We start from the raw sequence: 19,910 nt of genomic DNA, 5'->3' as shown, positions 1-19,910 counted from the left end.
TTGACGCCGCCTTATCCTTGGGCTCCTGTCCCGGCCAATTCACAGCCGACGACGCCGGGCGTGCCATGCCCGCGCTCGACCCGATCTCCCGGAGACGTCATGTCCGATATTCCCAACGACCAGCCGCTGTCCGATGCCGCCGCCGGCTTCGCCAAGGAACAGCTGAAATCCTTCATCGAGCGCATCGAGCGGCTCGAAGAGGAGAAGAAGACCATTGCCGAGGACATCAAGGATGTCTTCGCCGAGGCCAAGGGCACCGGCTTCGACGTCAAGGCGCTGCGCGAGATCCTCAAGATCCGCAAGCAGGACGCCGACCAGCGCGCCGAGCATGAGGCCATCGTCGACCTCTATATGCAGGCGCTGGGCATGCTGAGCTGACGCCGGGCCTCCCGCCCGGCAAGCCGCCAAACAAAAAGCCGGCCGATCATCTCGGCCGGCTTTTTCGTGTCGGGTGATGCTTGGCTTGGGAGGCGCCTCAGAGCGGCTTCTTGAGCGGCGCGGGGCCGGAGACCATCGCCACCACCGGAACCGCGACGATTGCCGCGCCGGTGAAGTGCGCGGTCGGCGGGCCGGCCGGCTGATCCTTGCTGAAGCCGGTCGCCACCACCTGACGCGGCGGGGCGACGAAGGCAGCGAAGCGGCGCAGTTCCGGCGTGCGCAGCACGACATTGCGGGCCACGGTCGGGCCGCTGAACAGACGGCGGATCTCCGCCTGCATTTCGGCCGCATGCGCCGCCGTTCCCGGACGGCTGGGCTGGGCATTGTGCGCCACGGCTGCAGGCTGAGCGGTCGGGGTTGCGGCTTTGGCCGCCGCGCTGGGCAGGCTGGGAGCGGCGCCGGCGGCCGGGGCACGGCCGGGCTGGAGACGCTCGCTCGGGAAGATGTCGCCGGCGGCCGAGGCATAGGCGAGCGCGGGAGCGCCTCCCTGCGTGCCGTTGACGATGATTTCCGGCAGGCCGCCCGTGCCGGCGCGCGCACCGGCCTCGTTCGGACGGGCCGGCGGCAGCGGCGCCAGTGGACCGGCACTGGCGACCACAACCGATGCGGCCTCAGCCGGCGCCTGATGACGCGGCGCCGGCAGCGGCACGGCGGCAGCCAGCGCCGCGAGGCTCTGCGCCCCGGCGGGCGGCGTGGGAGGGGCAATCGTCTGAGCCGTAAGGGTCTGGGCCGCGAGCGTCTGCGGAGCAGGGCTCGGCGCCGCCGCGACGACGGTGCGGCCAAGCGGATGCGGTACGGGAACCGGCACCATGGCGGGCGCGGGGGCAGCGGCCGGCGCAGCCGCCACAACGACGGGCGCCTCGTCATCATCCGCCGCAGCGGCAGGAGTCGCAGCGGGAGCCCGCGCGGCCACCGTGGTCGCCCGCGCCGGGGCGGCGGCCGGGGCCGTATCGGCCTCTTCCTCGTCGTCCTTGCCGAACAGAGCCGCGAAGATGTTCTTGCCGCCCGCGCCGGGGCGTTTGGGATCATTGCCGCCGGACAGGCCGGCAAAGGCCGCGCCGGCGCCGCCCGGCTCGGAGCCGCGCGATTCGACTTCGGCCAGCGCCAGCGCATAGCCCGCCATCGGCTTGCCATCGGCCGGCACATGCACGGTCTTGCCATCAGGGAAGACGCGGGCGAGTTCGGGCCGGGTCATGCGCGGCCAGTGGCGGATGCCACCGGTATCCATGTGCACGAAGGGCGAGCCGGAGGTCGGGTAGAAGCCGACGCCGCCGCGCTCCAGCCGCAGCCCGGCCTCGCGGATCTTCGCCAGCGGCACGCCGGGAATGTAGAAATCCATCGCCTTGCCCTGCATGTGCAGGCTGGTCTTGGCGACGCCGCGCGAACGCTGGCGCAGCATGGCGTTGGTGGCGGGCGAACGGTAGCCGCCGATCACCTGGATCGGCTGGGTGGCGCCGCTCTCGCGATAGACTTCCCAGATGATGTCGAACAGGCGCGGGTCCATATTGGTGGACTCCTTGCGCCGCCAGTCCTGCAACAGGACGTTGAGCTGCTTCAGCGCCGCCGGGTCGTAGCGGCCATTGCGCTTGAAGGTGACGGTGGCGCTCGCGCCGGAATGGACGTGATGCAGCGTCAGCGTGCGCGTATCGCCATTGGCCACCGCATTCTGCAGCATATCGGCGCTGCCGAAGGTGACGAAGGCCGCAAGGGCGGCGACCTTGACGGCGCCCCACTTGGCAACACGGTGACTGCGGAAGACCGATGAAATGCGCACGTACCCGTACCCGAAACCCGAAAGGAAACGTTTCCTTGAGACGACACGGTCGGGATCGACCGGGCCGGACATGGTCAACATAGTCTTGTCGGGTTTGGTTAAAGGGCCGTTACGCCCAAACCCCCACGCCATGGATTAGCATGGCTAGGGGGAGAGTGTGGCAAAAGAGTGCCAACGTGACAAATTCGTAATCTTGTACCGTATCGACTTCTTTTCATGGTTAACCGTGTCCAAAACAACACGATTCAACCCGCTATACTGCCGTTACGGAAGCGATAAACCACACCGCGTCACCGCGGCGCCACCATGCCGCCGCGATCCGCCAGGCGGCGCGTGTCATCGAGACCCAGCATCGCCTTGGTGGCGTCGTTGATTCCGTAGATGTCCTCGCGCGTCACAAGCTGCCCCTGCCCGTCCACATAGCTGGTGAAATAGACCAGATGGACCGGGAATCGCTGCTTCAGGTTCAGATACTTCTCATTCCCGCCGATCAGCGAATTGATTCGCTGCTGGCTCCAGGCATCGCCCGGCAGGCCGACCCCGAACAGCACCTCGGCGAATTTCAGCGGCTCGTGGACCCGCACGCAGCCATGGCTGAAGGCGCGCCGGTCGCGGGCGAACAGCGCGCGGCTCGGCGTGTCGTGCAGATAGACCGAGTGCTTGTTCGGGAACATGAACTTCATCCGGCCCAGCGCATTGCGCTCGCCCGGCGCCTGCCGGAAGGAATAGCCCTGCGAGCCGCGCCGCCAGTCCACCGTGCCGGGGTCGATGATCCGCCCGTTGCGCACCACGTCGATGCCCTGGCGGTCGAGCGCATAGGGGTCGGCCTGAAGCTTGGGCAGCATCTCGTTCTTGATGATGCCCGGCGGCACGTTCCAGGACGGGTTGAACACCGCGTACTGCATTTCCTCGGACATGATCGGCGTCTGGTTCTCGGGCTTGCCGACCACCACCCGCGTCTCATGAATGGTCTGCTCGTTGACCACGATGCGGACCATGTATTCCGGGATGTTCACCATCACATAGGTCGGCGCCACCTGATGCGGCAGCCAGCGCCAGCGTTCCATATTGGCGATCAGGTCGTCGAGGCTGTCGCCCGCGCCGCCATTCAGCGCCGCCAGCGTGCCGCGCCCGACAATGCCGTCCGGCGCGGCGCCGGACAGGCGCTGGAAGTCGCGCACCGCCTCGACCAGATAGGCGTCGTAGATCTCGTCATCGGCCGCGCCGCCAATGCCCAGCCGCTCGCGCAGCAGCGGCACGCGCGGGTCACGCTCGCCCGGCCGGATCGAGGGACCGGGCGGGATGGCGGCGTGAACCTGGCCCTGCCCTTCGGCCAGGCGGCGGCCAAGCTGCAGTTTCAGCAGCCGGTACTCGTCATAGTGGGGAGCGAAGCTGGCAAAGGCCTGCGCTGCATTCGGGGCGCTGGAGACCGTCGCCAGCACGTCGAGCGGGTCCGGCACGGTCGGGGTCGGGTCGACATCCTTGGAGATGCGCTTGGGGTCGAAGCGCCCGCTCTGCACATGGCGGGCATAGAGCAGCGTCGTGCCGGCCACGCGCAGCTCGTAATCGGCGAGCACGCCGTCACCCATCTGCGCCGGCAGCGGCGGCACGGCGTAGTCGGCCGGGTTCAGCCCTTCCGCCGCCGCGCCATTGAAGGCGCCGAGCGCGGCGATGCCGAGCGGGGTGATCGCGCCGGCGGCGGTGAATACCGGCTGGAAATTGCGCGCGGCGTAGAAGGCGGCCAGCGCCTGCTGGTCAGCCGGGCGCTGGGCGAAGTGCGCGAGCTGGCTGGAGATGAGTTCGGCCAGCCGCTCGGGCACGCCCGCGCCCGGACGCGGCGCCTGCGGAGCGCCGGCGGTGGCCGGGGTCGAGGTGCCGGAGGAGGACGGTGCGGACGGCGTGGTGGCCGTCGGCGCGCGGCTGCCGGGCGTCGCCGCCCCCGTGCCGGGAGCGCCGTTGCCGATGGCCGGCGGAGCGGCGGCGGCCGGCGCGGGGGTCGGGGTCGCCGTCTTGGTCCGGCCGGTGTCGTTAATGTCGAACGGCGCGGGATCATGGCCCAGCGCGGCGAGCAGCGCAGCGCCCTGCCCGGCGCTCTGCATGCCGGCGCGGGCCGGATCAAAGGCGGCAACCGGCTCGCCGGTGCCATGGCCGGCGGGGTCGAGGGCGATGGCGGCGCCGGTGCCGTCCTGAGCGGCGGCGCCAAGCGGCAGCAGCAGCGCCCCCGCCATCAGCAGCGCCAGGGCGGTGCCCGCCAGATGCCGACCGCGCCCCTCAGAGAAACTCACGTTACGCCCGGCCATCATTCTCTCCGCTCCGTCCCATCCAAACTCGCCGGATGGGAACGCACCATTGCGCGCTTGGGTCCGCATCGCTTCAACTCACGAAAGCGGCAATACGCCCGCCCGAGCGCCCCGCGTTACCGTTCCGCCACACCGCGCGGACAGATCGCCGACACGCAAACCCTTGCCCACACAGTGGCCGCGGCGCGGTAAAGTTCGTGTTAAGCATGATCGCACCACGCATGGACTTTTTCACGTCCGATGGCGCGGCGTGATGCCCCGCGCCTTCTCCCTTGCCCGGAGAGCCGCGATTCCTATAATCCGCGCCTTCTTTTTCGGGGGAACCGGACCAGCATGAGCGACCAGACGGCAACCGAAGCGCGCCCGATCGCCATCATCATGGGCAGCCAGTCCGACTGGGACACGATGCGGCACGCCGCCGAGACGCTGGAGGCGCTCGGCATCGGCCATGACTGCCTGATCGTCTCGGCCCACCGCACCCCGGACCGGATGTTCGCCTTCGCCAAGGGCGCGCGTGCCGCCGGCTACAAGGCGATCATCGCCGGCGCGGGCGGGGCAGCGCATCTGCCGGGCATGGTGGCGGCGCTGACCAGCCTGCCGGTGTTCGGCGTGCCGGTGGAATCCAAGGCCCTGTCCGGCCTCGACAGCCTCTATTCGATCGTGCAGATGCCCGCTGGCATTCCGGTCGGTACGCTCGCCATCGGCAAGGCGGGCGCCACCAATGCCGGCCTGCTCGCCGCCGCCGTGCTCGCCATCACCGATACCGCGCTCGCCGAGCGCCTTGACGCGTGGCGCGATGCCCGTACCGCCGCCGTCACGGAGCGCCCCGTCTGATGAACCGCATCCTCAAGCCCGGCGACACCATCGGCATTCTCGGCGGTGGCCAGCTCGCCCGCATGATCGCCCTCGCCGCGGCCCCGCTGGGGCTGAAGGCGCATATCTTCGCCCCCGAGGCCGGCAGCCCGGCCTTCCAGGTCGCCGATGCGGTCACGCAGGCCGCCTATGACGACCACGCCGCGCTGGAAGCCTTCGCCAAAGCGGTGGACGTCGTCACCTACGAATTCGAGAACGTGCCGGTGGACACCGCCGCCTTCCTCGCCGGCCATGTCCCCCTGCATCCCGGCGCCCGCGCGCTCGGCATCACGCAGGACCGGCTGGAGGAAAAGACCTTCGTCTCGCGCCTGGGCATCGAGACGGCGCCCTTCGCCGAGGTCAATGACGAGGCCGAGCTTGAGGCGGCGCTGGCCGAGATCGGCCGCCCGGCCGTGCTGAAGACCCGCCGCTTCGGCTATGACGGCAAGGGCCAGGTCATCATCCGCGAAGGCGATGACGCCGCCGCCGCCTTCGCCGCCATCGGTCGTCACCCCGCCATTCTGGAAGGCTTCGTGCCCTTCGAGCGCGAGGTGTCCGTCGTCGCCGCCCGCACCGAGGATGGCCGCTTCGCCGCCTTCGAGGTGACGGAGAACGAGCACCGCCATCACATCCTGTACCGCTCCACCGTGCCGGCCGATGTCTCGCCCGCCGTCGCCGCCGTCTCGGCCGAGATCGCCCGGCGCATCGGTGAGGCGCTCGGCTATGTCGGCGTGTTCGCGGTGGAGATGTTCCTCGTCGTGGTCGAGGGCACGCAGGGCGTGATCGTCAACGAGATTGCGCCGCGCGTGCACAATTCCGGCCACTGGACGCTGGATGGTGGCGAGACCAGCCAGTTCGAGCAGCATGTGCGGGCCATCGCCGGCTGGCCGCTGGGCGCCACCGAGCGGCGCGGACGGGTGGAGATGACCAATCTCATCGGCGACGAGGCCGATAGCTGGCACGCCGTGCTGGAGGAGCCCGGCGCGCATCTGCACCTCTATGGCAAGGCCGAGGCCCGGCCCGGCCGCAAGATGGGCCATGTGACGCGCATCTTCGCCGAAGATTGACGCCGGGCCCGCGGCGGGCTGGTGGACCGAGGACCCCGGATCGGCCTACGGCGGTCCGGGATGATGGCCGCTGCCATTCGCACGCCGACATCCCGCTCACGCCATCGTGCGGGGCGTTGTTGAAATTATGTCTCCGGTCAGGGCGTATAGGCGGGAAGACCTTCCCGCCACGGACCCCCTTTCCATGCCCTTTCTGCGTGAGCCCTCCGGCAAGCTGAGCCTTGAGAAGATCGGCGCGCTGCTGATCGTGCTGCTGCCGCTGGCGCTGCTGGCCGCGCGCGCCCTCTCCGGCGGCTTCACCCCGCCCACGCCCTTCGGCGCGCCGCCGGGGTTGGGCGGAGGCGGACTGGGAGGTGGTGCTCTGGGCGGTGGCGGATTGGGCGGAGGCGCGCTTCCGGGCGAACCGGCGCTCGGCGCCCGGCCCCTCATCGAGGTGATCCGCTTCATTGGCGACTGGACCATCCGCCTGCTGCTGATCACCCTCGCCGTCACCCCGGCGCGGCGCCTGTTCAACTGGCCGAAGCTGCTGAGCGCCCGCCGCACGCTCGGCCTTGGCGCGGCGCTGCTGCTCGCCATTCATTTCACGGTCTATCTGGTCGATCTCGGCGATCTCGGCATGGCCGCCCGCGAGATCGTGCTGCGCATCTATCTCACCATCGGCTTTGTCGCGCTGCTCGCCTTCGCCGCGATGGCCGCCACCTCCTGGGACGGCGCTGTCCGCAAGCTCGGCGGCGAGCGGTGGAAGCACCTGCACGCGCTGATTTACCCGGCCACCGCGCTCGGCATCCTGCATTTCTTCATGCAGCAGAAGCTCGACGTGACCGAGCCGACGCTGATGGCCGGCCTGTTCGTCTGGCTCATGGGCTGGCGCATCCTCCAGCGTTACGGGCGGGGCACGGGCCTGCTCAACCTTCTGGGCCTCGCGGTGATAGCGGCCCTGCTCACCGCGCTGCTGGAAGCCGGCTGGTATCTCGCCGCGACGGGGATCGACCCCGCCCGCGTGCTCGCCGCCAATCTCGCCTTCTCCTATTCGATCCGCCCGGCCTGGTGGGTGTTCGGAGCGGGCGTTGCGGTGACGCTGGCCAGCGAGGTGGCACTACGCCTGCGCCCGCTGCCCGTACGCCGCACGGCGCGAGCCTAAGGGAAAAGGGCGCGCAGCAATTCCTGCGCCTCGCCCTTCGGCAGCGCCGTCCAGCCCTCCAGCTGGTGGCGGAACCAGGTGTCCTGCCGCTTGGCGTAGCGGCGGGTGTCGAGAATGCCGCCCTCGATCGCCTCATCGAGGTCGATCTCGCCGGCGAGGTGGCGGGCGAACCACGGCACGCCATGCGCCTTGAGGATCGTGCGGTCCTCGGGGAGGCCACGCGCCAGCAGCGCCCGGGCCTCCTCCAGCGCGCCCTGCGCCATCATCCCATGGAAGCGTTCGGCGATGCGGGCCCGCAGCGCGGTGCGATCGGTGGCGAGAAAGATTTTCAGGGCCTCGCCGGCCGGCAGCACAGGGGGCGGCGCCGGCTCGGCCTGCCAGTGCGCCAGCGGACGGCCCGTCGCCTCGAACACTTCCAACGCCCGCATCAGACGCTGGGTGTCGGAAGGGCGCAGCCGCGCCGCCGTCTCCGGGTCCACCGCCATCAGCCGCGCATGCAGCTCGGGGGCCTCGTCCTCCAGCGCCCGCACGCGCGCCCGCACCTCGGCCGGAATCTCCGGCATCGGCGCGAGGCCCTGCGTCAGCGCCTTGAAATACAGGCCGGTGCCGCCGATCACGATGGGCAGAAGACCGTCCGCCCGCGCCTGCGCGAGCACCGCGCGGGCGTCCTCCAGCCAGTGCGCGACCGAATAGTCCGCCGCGCCATCCACATGGCCGTAGAGACGATGCGGCGCGCGCGCTTCCTCCTCCACGCTGGGGCGGGCCGAGAGCACGCGCAGATCGCGATAGACCTGCATCGAATCGGCGTTGATCACCACGCCGCCGACCCGCTCGGCCAGTTCCAGCGCCAGCGCCGACTTGCCGCTCGCGGTCGGCCCTGCAATAAGCACCGCGCGCGGGCGCACCGCCTGTTCCGTCACGCCCGCCTCCGCCTTGCCTGACGCGCCCTTCGGCACGTCGCTCTGTCCTGGCGCGCCAAATGGCGCGTGTCCGCTTTTTGCCCGTCGCCGGCCCGGCGGCAAGTCCCGTCTTCAATCCCGTGTTGCCCGCCCATGACCCATGCTGCCCCTCATGTCGCCGTGCTGATCTCCAACCCCGCCGCCCCGGCGGTGGATGAGGACGCGATCGCGAGCGCCCGCGCCGTGCTGCCGGGTGCGGGCGAGGTGCGCGTGCTCAATCGCGGCATCGCCGCCGAGATCGCGGTCGGGCCGGATGCCGACATCACCGCCCTGCGCGCCGCTTTGGAGGGCCGTCCGGTTGATGTCGCCCTCGTGCCGGCAGCCGAACGGCGCAAGAAGCTGTTTCTCGCCGACATGGACTCCACCATGATCGGGCAGGAATGCATCGACGAGCTGGCCGACTATGCCGGCATGAAGGCGCATGTCTCCGCCATCACCGAGCGCGCCATGCGCGGCGAGATCGCCTTCGAGCCGGCTTTGCGCGAGCGCGTGGCGCTGCTCAAGGGACTGCCGCTTGCCGTGGTCGACGACGTCATTGCCGAGCGCATCCGGCTCACTCCCGGCGGCACGGCGCTGGTGCGCACCATGAAGGCGAACGGCGCTCACACGCTGCTGGTCTCCGGCGGCTTCACTTTGTTCACCCAGCGCGTGGCGGCGATGATCGGCTTTCACGCCGACCGCGCCAATGTGCTGGTCACCGACGGCGACGCCTTTGCCGGCCTCGTCGAGGAGCCGATCCTCGGCCGCGAGGCCAAGCTCGCGGCGCTGGTCGAGATGCGGGAGGCGCTGGGCCTTGCGCCGAGCGAGACCATGGCGGTCGGCGACGGGGCTAACGACCTCGCCATGATCGGGGAAGCCGGATTCGGCGTCGCCTATCACGCCAAGCCCGCGGTCGCGGCGGCCGCCCGGTTCCGCATCGACCATGGCGACCTCACCGCCCTGCTCTATCTGCAGGGCTATGCGGCCGGCGACTTCGTCACCGACTGAGGCGTCACGGAGCCAGCGGCGGCGCCATGATCGGGCTGCGCAGCGGGTCCATCGGAATATCCACCGGCGGCGCCAGCGGCGGCGCGGCGCTGCCCGGCTGCGGATATTGCAGTCCATAGGCCGGCGCCGGCCGCACCGGCGCGGGACGCGGCGCGCTTGGGGCGGCCGCGCGCGGGGCCGGTTGCGGCGGGGCCGGTTGCGGCGGGGCTTGAGGCGCCGCCTGTGGGATCACCGGCGGCGGCGTCACCGGCGGCGGCGGCGGGGCCGCGCGGGGCATCTCGTCGGTCGGCTGCCCGCCATCGGTCAGCGGCGTGCGGCCATATTGCGCTTCGAGCCGCCGGGTCTCGCGCTCCAGCGCCCGCATGTTGATCGCGGCGATCAGCGCGGTGATGTCGAAGCGCCGCTCCGGCGCGGCAATCGGCCCGCGCCATTGCACCCCTGCGCCCGGCGGGGCTCCCCCTGCCGCACCGCTGCCACCGCCGGACAGATCCTCGATCTCCAGGGTCGTCTCGAAGCTCAGCGCCGGAATGTCGAACGCCCCGCTCAGCGCGAAACGCTGGTCGCCCAGCGCCGCCCGCGCGGTGGAGGAGCGCGCCACGCCATTGACCACGCTCAGCGCGCTCTCGATACGCGGCAGCTTGAGCGGCCCGCGCGAGAGCCCCTCATTGAGCAGTTGCACGATCCGCGCCTGCTCCGGCGGCAGGCCCCGCTCGGTGGCGAGCATCACATATTGCAGCGCGCGCGGGTCGGTATAGGCGATCTCCAGCCCGTCCAGCACCAGGCTGCCCTGTCCCTGAAGGCTGGCCGCGATGCCGCGCGGCGAGCGCCCGGAGCCGGTGAGGTCGAGCGCCAGCGTGACCTTGCCGCCCGCGCCGGGGCGCTGGACATCGGCGGCGCGCAGCAGCGGCCCGCTCTCCGCATCGGCCAGGGCGAGGTGCCCGTCGAGCTGCAGATTTTCGCCGCGCCGGCGCAGATCGAACCGCCCGGAGAGCCGCCCGCCGGCCAGCGCGCCGGACAGGTCCTCGACCGACACCACCCCCTCGGACAGTCGCGCATTGAGCTTGGCGAGGTCCAGCACCAGCCCCGCCGGCAGATCGAGCTGGCGCAGGCTGAGCTTGACCGAGGCATTGAGCCGGCCGAGCGCCGGCGGGCCGAAGCGGCCATCCGGCCACCCCGCCTGCGCCGCCCCCGCCGCTCCCCCCGTCACGCGCCCGGTGGCCAGAGCGAGCGCCGCGGGCAGGTTCCAGCGGTCGAGCGCGAGGTCGATTGTGATCGGAATGGTCTCATCAGGCAGATAGGCGGCCTGCCCGTCGACACGCTCGCCGGCGATCGCACCGCTCAGCCCGCCGAGCCGCCAGGCCGTGCCCTCGCGCGTCAGGCTGGCCGACAGTTCCGCCGGCACGCTGGCGAGGCCGCCGCTGCTGAGCATCGGGAACAGCCGGGCGAGGTCGGCGCCGCGCAGGGTGAGCGCGAGATCGGGGGCGAGGCGGCCATCGGCCTCCCAACGCACCTTGCCGCGTGCCTCCAGCGCCGCGCCGGCAAAGGCGAGCCGCCCCTCAAGGGTGCTGCCAACCGTCTCGCCAAGCGTCAGGCTGACCTGCGCCGGGCCAAGGCCGGCGCGCAGGCCGGGCACGCCGAGCTTGCCCAGCACGGCGCTGCCATCGCTCGCCTCCAGCGTGAAACGTCCCTCGGGTGGCCCACCCGCGCCGAAGCGGGCGGCGCCCTCCCCGCTCAGCAGGCCGAGGCGCCCCCGCGCGTCGAGCGACAGGCGCCCGGTGTCGGAGGCCAGACTCATCGTCACATCGAGCGGGGCGAGGCTTGGCCCCAGCGCCGCGATCAGCGGCTCGGCCTGCGGCACGCCAAGCGCGCGCGCCAGCGCCGGCAGGCCTTCCGTGCGCGCGCCGGTCAGCCGCGCCTCGAAGCGCCCGTCCGCCTCCCCCCCAATACCGCCGCCAACGCCCGGCACCGCGTCCAGCGCCGCCAGACGCCCGGAGCCGGACAGGTCCAGCCCGCCGAAATTGCGGATCGCGAGCCGCTCGATCCCGACCCCGCCGGCATCCGCCCGCAGGATCAGGTCGGCACCCGCCGCGTTCACGCCGGTGAGGCGCACATCGGTGCCGGCAAAGCTCAGCGCCACGTCGAAACGCTGCCCGCCAAAGCCGATCAGCCGGCGCAGCGGCGGGATCAGCGGGTCGAGATCGACCTTGGCGGTGGACAGCGCCGCATCCACCCGGCCGCGCGTTGCGGCGGTCGGGAAGGCATAGGCCGCCGTGCCGGCAAGGCTGAGCTGGTCGCCGACCGTCAGGGTCAGGCGATCGAGCGCCACCCGGTCCTCGCCCACCGCGATCGCCGCCTTGAGCGAGGCCGCCCCGCCCGGCAGCCCGGCGAGCAGCGCGGTGGCCTCGGGCGCCGCCCAGCCGGCAAAGGCCGGCAGGTCCTCGGCGGACAGCACCATGTCGCCGGTGAACAGCGCCGCATCGGCCGGCGGGCGAATCGGCTGGCCGGCGCCGGTCGCCTGCGGCAGACGGCCGGACAGGGCGAGGCTCGCCCGGCCCGGCAGCCGCGCCTCAAGGGTGCGGGCGCGCCAGCCGGCGGGCGACCAGTCGAGCCCCGCGCGCACGGAACGCATCGGCGCCCCGCCGAGCAGCACCGTGTCGGTGGAGAGGTCGAGCGAGCCGGAGCGGGCGAGGTCGGCCAGCGGCGCCACCGTCCGGGCGACGCGGTTGAGCGCGGCAAGCGGTGCCGCACCGCCGGTCGCGGCGCCAAGGTCGATCTGCCGGGCGGCGAGGGTGAGGTCGAGCCGCGAGCCGCCCGTGTCCGTGGTGCCGGCGGTGGCCGTGGCTGAAGCTGCGACGGCTGGCGCGGCGGCGACATAGCGCCCGCTGCCGGACAGTTCGACCGGCAGTTCGCCGCTGCCGAGCGCGAGCGCGAGATGGGTGACGTCGATTGCCTGCTGGGTCGCGTTGACCGTGCCGGAGAGGCTCCAGCCGGCCAGCGGATCACGCGCCGGCACCGAGCCATCGGCATCGCGCAGCGGTGGGCCGGCGGCACCGGGCGCGCGCATCGAGAGCGAGGCCTTGCCCTGGAAGGCCGGACGCCCGCCGACAAAGGCCAGCGTGCCGTCGGCGTCGATCGAGAAGGGCGAGCCGACATCCTGCACGCCAAGGCGCAGCCTCGCTGCGCCTTCCGCTCCCGCGGCGGCGAGGGTAAGGCGCACGGTACGCCGCACGCCGGCGGCCTCCAGCTCGCCCTCCAGACGCAGCGGCCCGGCGAGACCGCCGAGATCGCCAGCAAGATTCACCCCGCCCAGTTGGACTTCATGCCCGCCGGCGCGGTCGATCAGCTCGAAATTGCTCTGGCGGATGGCGAGATTGGCAATGGTCAGCGGCGCCGGCCGCCCCGCGCCGGTCGGCAGGGCGATCCGGCCATCGGCGCCCAGCACGAGGCGGATGCGGGCACGCTCCAGCGTCAGTTGGTCGGCGACGATCTTGCCGCTCAGCAGCGCGCCGAGCGAGAGCCGCCCGCTCAGTTCGCCCGCCACCACGCCGGTGCCGCCGGCATCGAGACCGAGCGAGACATCGCGCAGCACAAAGCTCGGGCTGGGCAGCAGCCGGGCGTCGATCGGGCCACGGATCACCACCGGCACGCCCAGCGTTCGCGCCGCCTGCGCCTCGAAGGTCGTGCGGAACTGCGTCCAGTCGAGGACGAGCGGCGCCGCAAAGGCGGCAGCGACGGCCAATATGATGGCGCTCGCGATCGTCAGCAGAAGGTTCTGCACGCCTCTCCTCCGGGTCGTCCGACGCCAACACCCCCGATTATCCGCCCGGGCGCGGCAGCCTCCGCCGGTTTACCGCTAGATTATTGATATTTTTCGCATTCCCCATGCTGCCGCGCCAAAGGCCGACACCGCAAGGGGAACCTCGCCGGTTAACGCCTGGTCGTGCGTGGCAGGGCGGCTCACGGCAGGCGGCTCACCTAATGAGGCTCACGGCAGAATCTTGCCGGGATTCATGATGCCCTGCGGGTCGAGCGCCGCCTTGATGGCGCGCATCGCGTCCAGCGTCGCCGTGCCGTGCTCGGCCTCCATATAGTTGCGCTTGCCCTGGCCGACGCCATGCTCGCCGGTTGCCGTGCCGCCCATCGCCAGCGCCCGATGGATCATGCGGGAAATGAACGACTTCGCCTTCGCCACATCCTGCGCGTCGTTCATGTCGACCAGCGTGACAGTGTGGAAATTACCGTCGCCGACATGGCCGACGATCGGGGCGATCATGCCCATTTCCTCGATGTCGCGCTTGGTCTCGTCGACGCAGTCGGCAAGGCGCGAGAGCGGCACGCAGACATCGGTCGCCAGCGCCTTGGCGCCGGGCTTCAGCGGCAGGCAGGCCCAATAGGCATCGTGCCGCGCCTGCCACAGCTTGGAGCGGTCCTCCGGGCGCGTCGCCCAGGCGAACTCGCCGCCTCCGAAATCGCGGGCGATCTCGCCGAAACGCTCGGCCTGCTCATGCACGCTCGCCTCGGTGCCGTGAAACTCGACGAACAGGGTCGGCTGTTCGGCAAGGTTCAGCTTGGAATAGGCGTTGCACGCCTTCACCTGCACCTCGTCGAGCAGTTCGATACGCGCCACCGGCAGGCCGGACTGAATAGTGAGGATCACCGCGTCGCAGGCGGCGCGGATGGTCGGGAAGGCGCACACCCCGGCCGAGATCGCCTCGGGAATGCCGGAGAGCTTCAGCGTCAGGCTGGTGATGATGCCGAGCGTGCCCTCCGCCCCGACGAACAGGCGGGTAAGGTCGTAGCCCGCCGCGGATTTGCGCGCCCGCCGCGCCGTGGTGATGATCTCGCCATTGGCCAGCACGGCGGTGAGCGCGATCACATTGTCCTTCATCGTGCCGTAGCGCACCGCATTGGTACCGGAGGCGCGGGTCGAGGCCATGCCGCCCAGCGAGGCATCCGCGCCGGGATCGATGGGAAAGAACAGGCCGGCATCGCGCAGATGGTCGTTGAGCTGCTTGCGCGTCACGCCCGGCTCGACCACGCAGTCGAGGTCTTCCGGGTGAACGGACAGCACCCGGTTCATCCGCGACAGATCGATCGAGATGCCGCCGAGCGGGGCGTTCACCTGCCCCTCCAGCGAGGAGCCGGTGCCGAAGGCGATGACCGGCACGCCCGCCTTGGCGCAGGCGCGCACGACAATTTGAACATCCTCCGCGCTTTCCGCGAACACCACCGCATCCGGCGCCTCATTGGCCAGCCAGGTCACGGTGTTGGCATGCTGCTCGCGGATCGCCCGCCCGGTGGCCAGGCGATCGCCGAAATGGCTGGCGAGACCGGCAATTACCGCCCGGACCGCCTCATCCGCCGCCGGCTCGCGGGTCCGCTCGTCCAGCATCTGTGCCATCTCGTCCTCCTGCGGCTGCCCGTGCTCGTTTTCCCGGCGCCGGTGACGGCTTATACCCCATCCACGCTCCGTGTGAGCCGCCGACGGGACGCGATTCGTCCGGGTTACGCGCAAAAACCCCGAGATCGCAAGATTTCAGTCATTCAATCGCCACGAGGGCAGGTGACGAATGCCCTGAAAGTCGGCAGAATGCTTGTCAATAAGGCAGCGCAAACGTCGCTTGCTTGTCGGGGATCGTGTCATGCTGGACGGGATCGACTTCGAACCCGTGTTTTTTGCCCCCTTCGTCTCCTCCGTCATGACGGTCGAGCCGAACTGGGTGGACCACAACGGGCATCTGCATTCGACCTATTACACCCTGCTGTTCGAGCAGGCGGTGGACGAGGCCGTGTTCCTGGTAGGCCTCGGCCCGCATCTGACCACGCGCGCGCCAGCCTCCTTCTTCACCATGGAAGCCCATCAGCGTTTCGAACGGGCGCTGCGGGTCGGCGATCAGGTCCGCATCACCCTGCGGCTGATCAATTACGACGAGAAGCGCATGCATCTGTTCCAGGAGCTGCACCATGCCGGCGAGGGCTGGACGGCGGCGACCTGCGAGCAGATCGCCCAGCATGTCGAGCCCGGCAGCCGGCGCGTCGCGCCCTTCCCGGACGAGGTACTGGAGCGCCTCGCGCTGATGAAGGCGGCGCATGGCGCCCTGCCGCAGCCGGAAGGCCTCGGCCGCCCGGTCAACATGCCGATCCGGCTTTCGTGAACCGATACCCCGCCTGAGCGGACGGGTTTCGCTCAGCGTCGGCGCGGGCGTCCCGCGCTGGCGGTGAGTTCCAGCGCCACCCAGCCCTCGATGGTCCGCTTGCGCACCAGATGCAGCCCCTGCGCGCGATAGGCGGCGAGCGCGGCATTGGCGTGCGAGGGCAGCAGCCCCGACAGCACCACCGTGCCGCCCGGCGCCACCAGCCGCGCCAGCGGGCGGGCGATCAGCTTCAGCGGCGCCAGCAAGATGTTGGCGAGGATCAGGTCATAGGGCCCGGCGCGCCGGAAGTCCCCGGCCCCGAGCCCCGGCGCGTGCAGGAAGGTGATCTCCGGCGCCGCCCGGTTGGCGCGGGCATTGGCGCGGGCGGTGGCCACCGCCACGCGGTCGATGTCGCTGGCCAGCACCGGCGCATGGAACAGCCGCGCCGCCGCCATCGCCAGAACGCCCGTGCCGGTGCCGACATCCAGCGTGCGGGCGGGCCGGCGCTTCTTGCCGAAAGCGTCGATGGCGGCAAGGCAGCCCTTGGTGGTGCCGTGATGGCCGGTGCCGAAGGCCAGCGCCGCCTCGATCTCGATGCCAATCTGGTTCGGACCGACCACGGCGCGATCATGCGAGCCGTGCACCACGAACCGCCCGATCGCCACCGGCGCCAGCCCCTCCAGCGAGGCGGCGACCCAGTCCTTCTTGTCGAGCGTGGCGAACACCGCCAGCGGGGCGAGGTCCGGCGCCACCACGGCGACCAGCTCGCGCACCATCTCCTCATCCGGCGGCTCGCCGAAATAGACCTCGACCGCCCAGCCCGAGCCTTCCGCGACATTCTCGATCTCGAAGGCGCTGGTGGCCACCTCGGCCGGGTCGAAGCTCTCGCCGAGAAATTCCGCGAGCGTCCGCGCGGTATCTTCAGGCGCGTCGAGCCGCATCACATGCGAGGCCCCGTTGGGCGGCAATCCTTCGAGCATGGCACTCCTCGCGTGGCGGGCAGAATGGCGCTCTGTAAGCGAGGGCGCGGCGGAATGCCAGAGCCCCTATTCGGCGGCCGCCACCGCTTCGGCACGGAAAGGCACCAGCGCCACCATGTGGTGGGACAGATCGTCGGCCAGCGCCGGATCGTCCCTCAGGGCGGCAAGGCTGCGGGCCGATGGCAACGCCCGTCCCTGCGCCGCCAGCGCCTCGGCAAAGGCGATCAGCGCGTCCTCGGCGTTGAGCAGCGCCGCATCCACATCCTCTCCGGCCGAAAAACAGCCTGGCAAATCGGGAAACCACACCCCGGCCGCATGGTCCGGGCCGGCGTCCTCGATAATGGCGATGTAATGAGACATGGGCCTTTCGCTCAGTCGATCATCCAGCCCGCCGCCTTGTAGATGGCGCGCACCAGCCCCTGCCCCAGATCCTTCTTGGATGAGGCAGAACGATTATCGCCCCGTTGGACGGATTGCGGAAGACGTGGTGCGAGCCCTTGGTGCGGTCAAGCAACCACCCCTCGCCTTCCAGTCGCCGCTTGATGTCCCGACTATTGGTCAGCATGGCACCCAACCGGGCCTAGCGGCTTTTCACATCATGAGCTTTGCCGCGAGGCGGCGATTGCCAGCCCCTCAGGCCGCCTGCACGAAGCTGTCCACCACCTTCTTCTCGCCGGCCTTGTCGAACTGGACGGTGAGCTTGTTGCCTTCCACCGCCACCACCTCGCCATAGCCGAACTTCTGGTGGAACACCCGCTCGCCGAGACCGAAGCGGGCCGGCGAGCCGGTGGATTTGGCGATCAGCTCGCCCTCGATGATCCGGCTGCCGCGCGCCGCGGTGTTGGCGGCAAAGCGCGCCGGCCGGTTGTCGAAGCCGCCGGCATCGCGCCCGCCCGAAAAACCGCCGCCCGAAAAACCGCCCGACGTGCCCCCACCTGACGTGCCCCCACCTGACGTGCCCCCGCTCCCGCTGGTGCGGGCGGCGTTCTGCGCGCGCTGCCAGCCGGGCGTGGAATAGGAGGAGCCGAAGCTCTGCGCCTCGTCGAAGCGGCTCGGGCCATAGCCATAGCGCCCCGAGCCCTGCCCACCGCCCCAGCCGGAGCCGCCGCGCGATTCCGTCACCTCCACATCCTTCTCCGACAATTCGTCGAGGAAGCGGCTCGGCACGGCCGATTGCCACAGGCCATGGATGCGCCGGTTGGAGGCGAAGAACACCTTGGCGCGCTTGCGCGCGCGGGTGAGGCCGACATAGGCGAGGCGGCGCTCCTCCTCCAGCCCGGCGCGGCCCTGCTCGTCGAGCGCGCGCTGGTTGGGGAACACGCCTTCTTCCCAGCCCGGCAGGAACACGGTGTCGAATTCCAGCCCCTTGGCCGAATGCAACGTCATGATGTTGACGGCATCCTGCCCGGCGGCGCCTTCCGCGTCCATCACCAGCGAGATGTGTTCGAGGAAGCCGACGAGGTTCTCGAACGCCTCCATGGAACGCACCAGTTCCTTGAGGTTGTCGAGCCGCCCGGCCGCGTCCGCCGAGCGGTCCTTCTGCCACATCTCGGTATAGCCGCTCTCATCCAGCACGATCTCGGCGAGTTCGTGCTGCGGCAGGCTCGCCATCTGCGTGCGCCAGCGATCAAACGCGCCGACCAGGTCGCGCAGCGTGAGCCGCACCTTGGGCTTCAGCTCCTCGCTGGCCACCAGTTCGCGCGCCGCCTCGATCAGCGGCAGTTGCGCGGCGCGGGCATGGTCGTGGATCTGCCGCAGCGCCGCGTCGCCCAGCCCGCGCTTGGGCACATTGACGATGCGCTCGAAGGCGAGGTCGTCGGAGGGCGAGGCGATGACCCGCAGATAGGCCAGTGCGTCGCGGATTTCCGCCCGCTCATAAAAGCGCGGGCCGCCAATGACGCGGTAGTTCAGTCCCAGCGTGACGAAGCGGTCTTCAAACTCGCGCATCTGAAACGAGGCGCGCACGAGAATGGCGACCTGGTTGAGCGCGTGGTCCTTGCGCTGGAGCTGCTCGATTTCCTCGCCAATGGCGCGGGCCTCTTCCTGGCTGTCCCAGGCGCCGGTCACCGTCACCTTCTCGCCAGACTGGCCCTCCGAGAACAGCGTCTTGCCGAGCCGGCCCTCATTATGGGCGATGAGGTGGCCGGCGGCGCCGAGAATATGCCCGTCGGAGCGGTAATTGCGCTCCAGCCGCACCACGGTGGCGCCGGGGAAATCGCTCTCGAAGCGCAGGATGTTGTCCACCTCGGCGCCGCGCCAGCCATAGATCGACTGGTCGTCATCGCCGACGCAGCACACATTGCGCGAGCCCTGCGCCAGCAGCCGCAGCCACAGATACTGGGCGACATTGGTGTCCTGATATTCGTCGACCAGAATGTAGCGGAAACGCTTGTGATACTCCGCCAGCACGTCCGGGTTCTCGCGCAGCAGGCGGATGCTCTCGAGCAGGAGATCGCCGAAATCGACCGCGTTGAGCGATTTGAGCCGCGCCTGATAGGCGGCATAGAGCTTCTGCCCGCGCCCATTGGCAAAGGCCGCGCCCTCGCCGGCCGAGACCTTGTCGGGCGACAGACCGCGATTCTTCCAGCCGTCGATGGTGTTGGCGAGCAGCCGCGCCGGCCACCGCTTCTCGTCGATGGCCTCCGCCTGAAGCAACTGCTTCAACAGCCGGATCTGGTCGTCGGTATCGAGGATGGTGAAGCCGGAGCGCAGCCCCACCAGTTCCGAATGGCGGCGCAGCATGCGCACGCCGATGGAGTGGAAGGTGCCGAGCCAGGGCATCCCCTCCACCTGCTCGCCGACCATGGCGCCGATGCGCTCCTTCATCTCGCGCGCGGCCTTGTTGGTGAAGGTCACGGCGAGGATCTGCGAGGGCCAGGCAAGGCCGAGCGAGAGGATATGGGCGATGCGGGTGGTGAGCACGCGGGTCTTGCCGGTGCCGGCGCCGGCCAGCACGAGCACCGGCCCGTCGGTCGCCTCGACCGCGGCGCGCTGCTCGGGGTTCAGCCCGTCGAGATAGACGCCGCTGCTCGCGGGTCGGCTGGGACCGGCCAGCGCCGCCGCGCGCGCGGCAATGCCGCCCGGCTTCGGCGCGGGTGCATCCACACGGGCCGGCAGGTCGAAGGGGATGTCGAACGCGTCGTCGTCCGGCGTGTTCCGGGGATCGGCCAAAGGCCCGCTCACAGTCATGGCAGATGATTCTTGGAAGAACAAAATGGCATCGCCATGCCCGTTTGGCGAGGGCGGCGACGAATCAGCCGCCATCCCCCGCTTTTTTC

Annotated in this window: 15 protein-coding genes; 6 read left to right on the top strand and 9 right to left on the bottom strand. The window is 70.3% G+C overall.

Annotated features, from left to right (window positions below):
• Positions 1 to 99 precede the first annotated feature (99 nt).
• Complete coding sequence (locus tag KIP89_RS18655) at positions 100 to 378, top strand: DUF2312 domain-containing protein (RefSeq protein ID WP_213757108.1); 279 nt, start codon at positions 100 to 102, stop codon at positions 376 to 378.
• 97 nt (positions 379 to 475) lie between these two features.
• On the opposite strand, the gene KIP89_RS18650 is transcribed toward KIP89_RS18655, so the two are convergent.
• Together KIP89_RS18650 and KIP89_RS18645 are read right to left on the bottom strand one after the other, a co-directional pair.
• A complete protein-coding gene (locus KIP89_RS18650; protein ID WP_369808517.1) occupies positions 476 to 2,212 on the bottom strand; it encodes a peptidoglycan L,D-endopeptidase MepK in 1,737 nt (578 codons plus the stop codon).
• A gap of 290 nt (positions 2,213 to 2,502) precedes the next feature.
• Positions 2,503 to 4,512 carry a L,D-transpeptidase family protein gene (locus KIP89_RS18645; protein WP_250152651.1) on the bottom strand — a complete coding sequence of 670 codons (2,010 nt, stop codon included), beginning with the start codon at positions 4,510 to 4,512 and terminating at the stop codon, positions 2,503 to 2,505.
• A gap of 333 nt (positions 4,513 to 4,845) precedes the next feature.
• Here KIP89_RS18645 and purE point away from each other — a divergent pair, with 333 nt between their 5' ends.
• The 3 genes from purE (at position 4,846) to KIP89_RS18630 (ending at position 7,572) form a co-directional block, all read left to right on the top strand.
• The gene (gene purE / locus KIP89_RS18640) at positions 4,846 to 5,346 is read left to right on the top strand and encodes a 5-(carboxyamino)imidazole ribonucleotide mutase (protein WP_213757107.1); all 501 of its coding nucleotides are present in this window, start codon (positions 4,846 to 4,848) and stop codon (positions 5,344 to 5,346) included.
• A complete protein-coding gene (locus tag KIP89_RS18635; protein WP_213757106.1) occupies positions 5,346 to 6,431 on the top strand; it encodes a 5-(carboxyamino)imidazole ribonucleotide synthase in 1,086 nt (361 codons plus the stop codon). The genes purE and KIP89_RS18635 overlap by 1 nt, the downstream gene beginning before the upstream one ends.
• Positions 6,432 to 6,615: 184 nt before the next feature.
• Positions 6,616 to 7,572, top strand: a complete 957-nt coding sequence (locus KIP89_RS18630; protein WP_213757105.1) for a protein-methionine-sulfoxide reductase heme-binding subunit MsrQ — start codon at positions 6,616 to 6,618, stop codon at positions 7,570 to 7,572.
• On the opposite strand, the gene miaA is transcribed toward KIP89_RS18630, so the two are convergent.
• Positions 7,569 to 8,528 carry a tRNA (adenosine(37)-N6)-dimethylallyltransferase MiaA gene (gene miaA, locus KIP89_RS18625; RefSeq protein ID WP_369808516.1) on the bottom strand — a complete coding sequence of 320 codons (960 nt, stop codon included), beginning with the start codon at positions 8,526 to 8,528 and terminating at the stop codon, positions 7,569 to 7,571. The genes KIP89_RS18630 and miaA overlap by 4 nt on opposite strands.
• 96 nt (positions 8,529 to 8,624) lie before the next feature.
• Here miaA and serB point away from each other — a divergent pair, with 96 nt between their 5' ends.
• A complete protein-coding gene (gene serB, locus KIP89_RS18620) occupies positions 8,625 to 9,518 on the top strand; it encodes a phosphoserine phosphatase SerB (RefSeq protein WP_213757104.1) in 894 nt (297 codons plus the stop codon).
• Positions 9,519 to 9,522: 4 nt separating this feature from the next.
• Here the strand turns inward: serB and KIP89_RS18615 are convergent, their stop codons facing one another.
• Together KIP89_RS18615 and KIP89_RS18610 are read right to left on the bottom strand one after the other, a co-directional pair.
• Positions 9,523 to 13,296: an AsmA family protein gene (locus KIP89_RS18615; RefSeq protein WP_213757103.1), complete on the bottom strand. Its 3,774-nt coding sequence runs from the start codon at positions 13,294 to 13,296 to the stop codon at positions 9,523 to 9,525.
• Between the two features lie 207 nt (positions 13,297 to 13,503).
• Complete coding sequence (locus tag KIP89_RS18610; RefSeq protein WP_213757102.1) at positions 13,504 to 14,919, bottom strand: FAD-binding oxidoreductase; 1,416 nt, start codon at positions 14,917 to 14,919, stop codon at positions 13,504 to 13,506.
• 241 nt (positions 14,920 to 15,160) lie between these two features.
• Between KIP89_RS18610 and KIP89_RS18605 the strand changes: the two genes are divergently transcribed.
• On the top strand, positions 15,161 to 15,673 hold the full coding sequence (locus KIP89_RS18605) for a thioesterase family protein (protein WP_213757101.1): 513 nt from the start codon (positions 15,161 to 15,163) through the stop codon (positions 15,671 to 15,673).
• Between the two features lie 32 nt (positions 15,674 to 15,705).
• On the opposite strand, the gene KIP89_RS18600 is transcribed toward KIP89_RS18605, so the two are convergent.
• The 4 genes from KIP89_RS18600 to KIP89_RS18585 form a co-directional block, all read right to left on the bottom strand.
• Positions 15,706 to 16,632, bottom strand: coding sequence for a 50S ribosomal protein L11 methyltransferase (locus KIP89_RS18600; RefSeq protein WP_213757100.1), 927 nt, complete (start codon positions 16,630 to 16,632; stop codon positions 15,706 to 15,708).
• A 66-nt stretch (positions 16,633 to 16,698) separates the two neighbouring features.
• Positions 16,699 to 16,992: a type II toxin-antitoxin system HicB family antitoxin gene (locus KIP89_RS18595; RefSeq protein ID WP_213757099.1), complete on the bottom strand. Its 294-nt coding sequence runs from the start codon at positions 16,990 to 16,992 to the stop codon at positions 16,699 to 16,701.
• A gap of 19 nt (positions 16,993 to 17,011) precedes the next feature.
• Entirely contained in the window at positions 17,012 to 17,197 is a 186-nt protein-coding gene (locus KIP89_RS18590; RefSeq protein ID WP_250152650.1) for a type II toxin-antitoxin system HicA family toxin, read from the bottom strand.
• Between the two features lie 68 nt (positions 17,198 to 17,265).
• The gene (locus KIP89_RS18585) at positions 17,266 to 19,803 is read right to left on the bottom strand and encodes an ATP-dependent helicase (protein ID WP_369808515.1); all 2,538 of its coding nucleotides are present in this window, start codon (positions 19,801 to 19,803) and stop codon (positions 17,266 to 17,268) included.
• Positions 19,804 to 19,910: the final 107 nt, after the last annotated feature.

The organism is Ancylobacter radicis (assembly GCF_018449475.1).
Classification (GTDB): domain Bacteria; phylum Pseudomonadota; class Alphaproteobacteria; order Rhizobiales; family Xanthobacteraceae; genus Ancylobacter; species Ancylobacter radicis.
The sequence above is the reverse complement of the archived record's forward strand: the minus strand, read 5'-3'. Positions and strand labels throughout refer to the sequence as shown.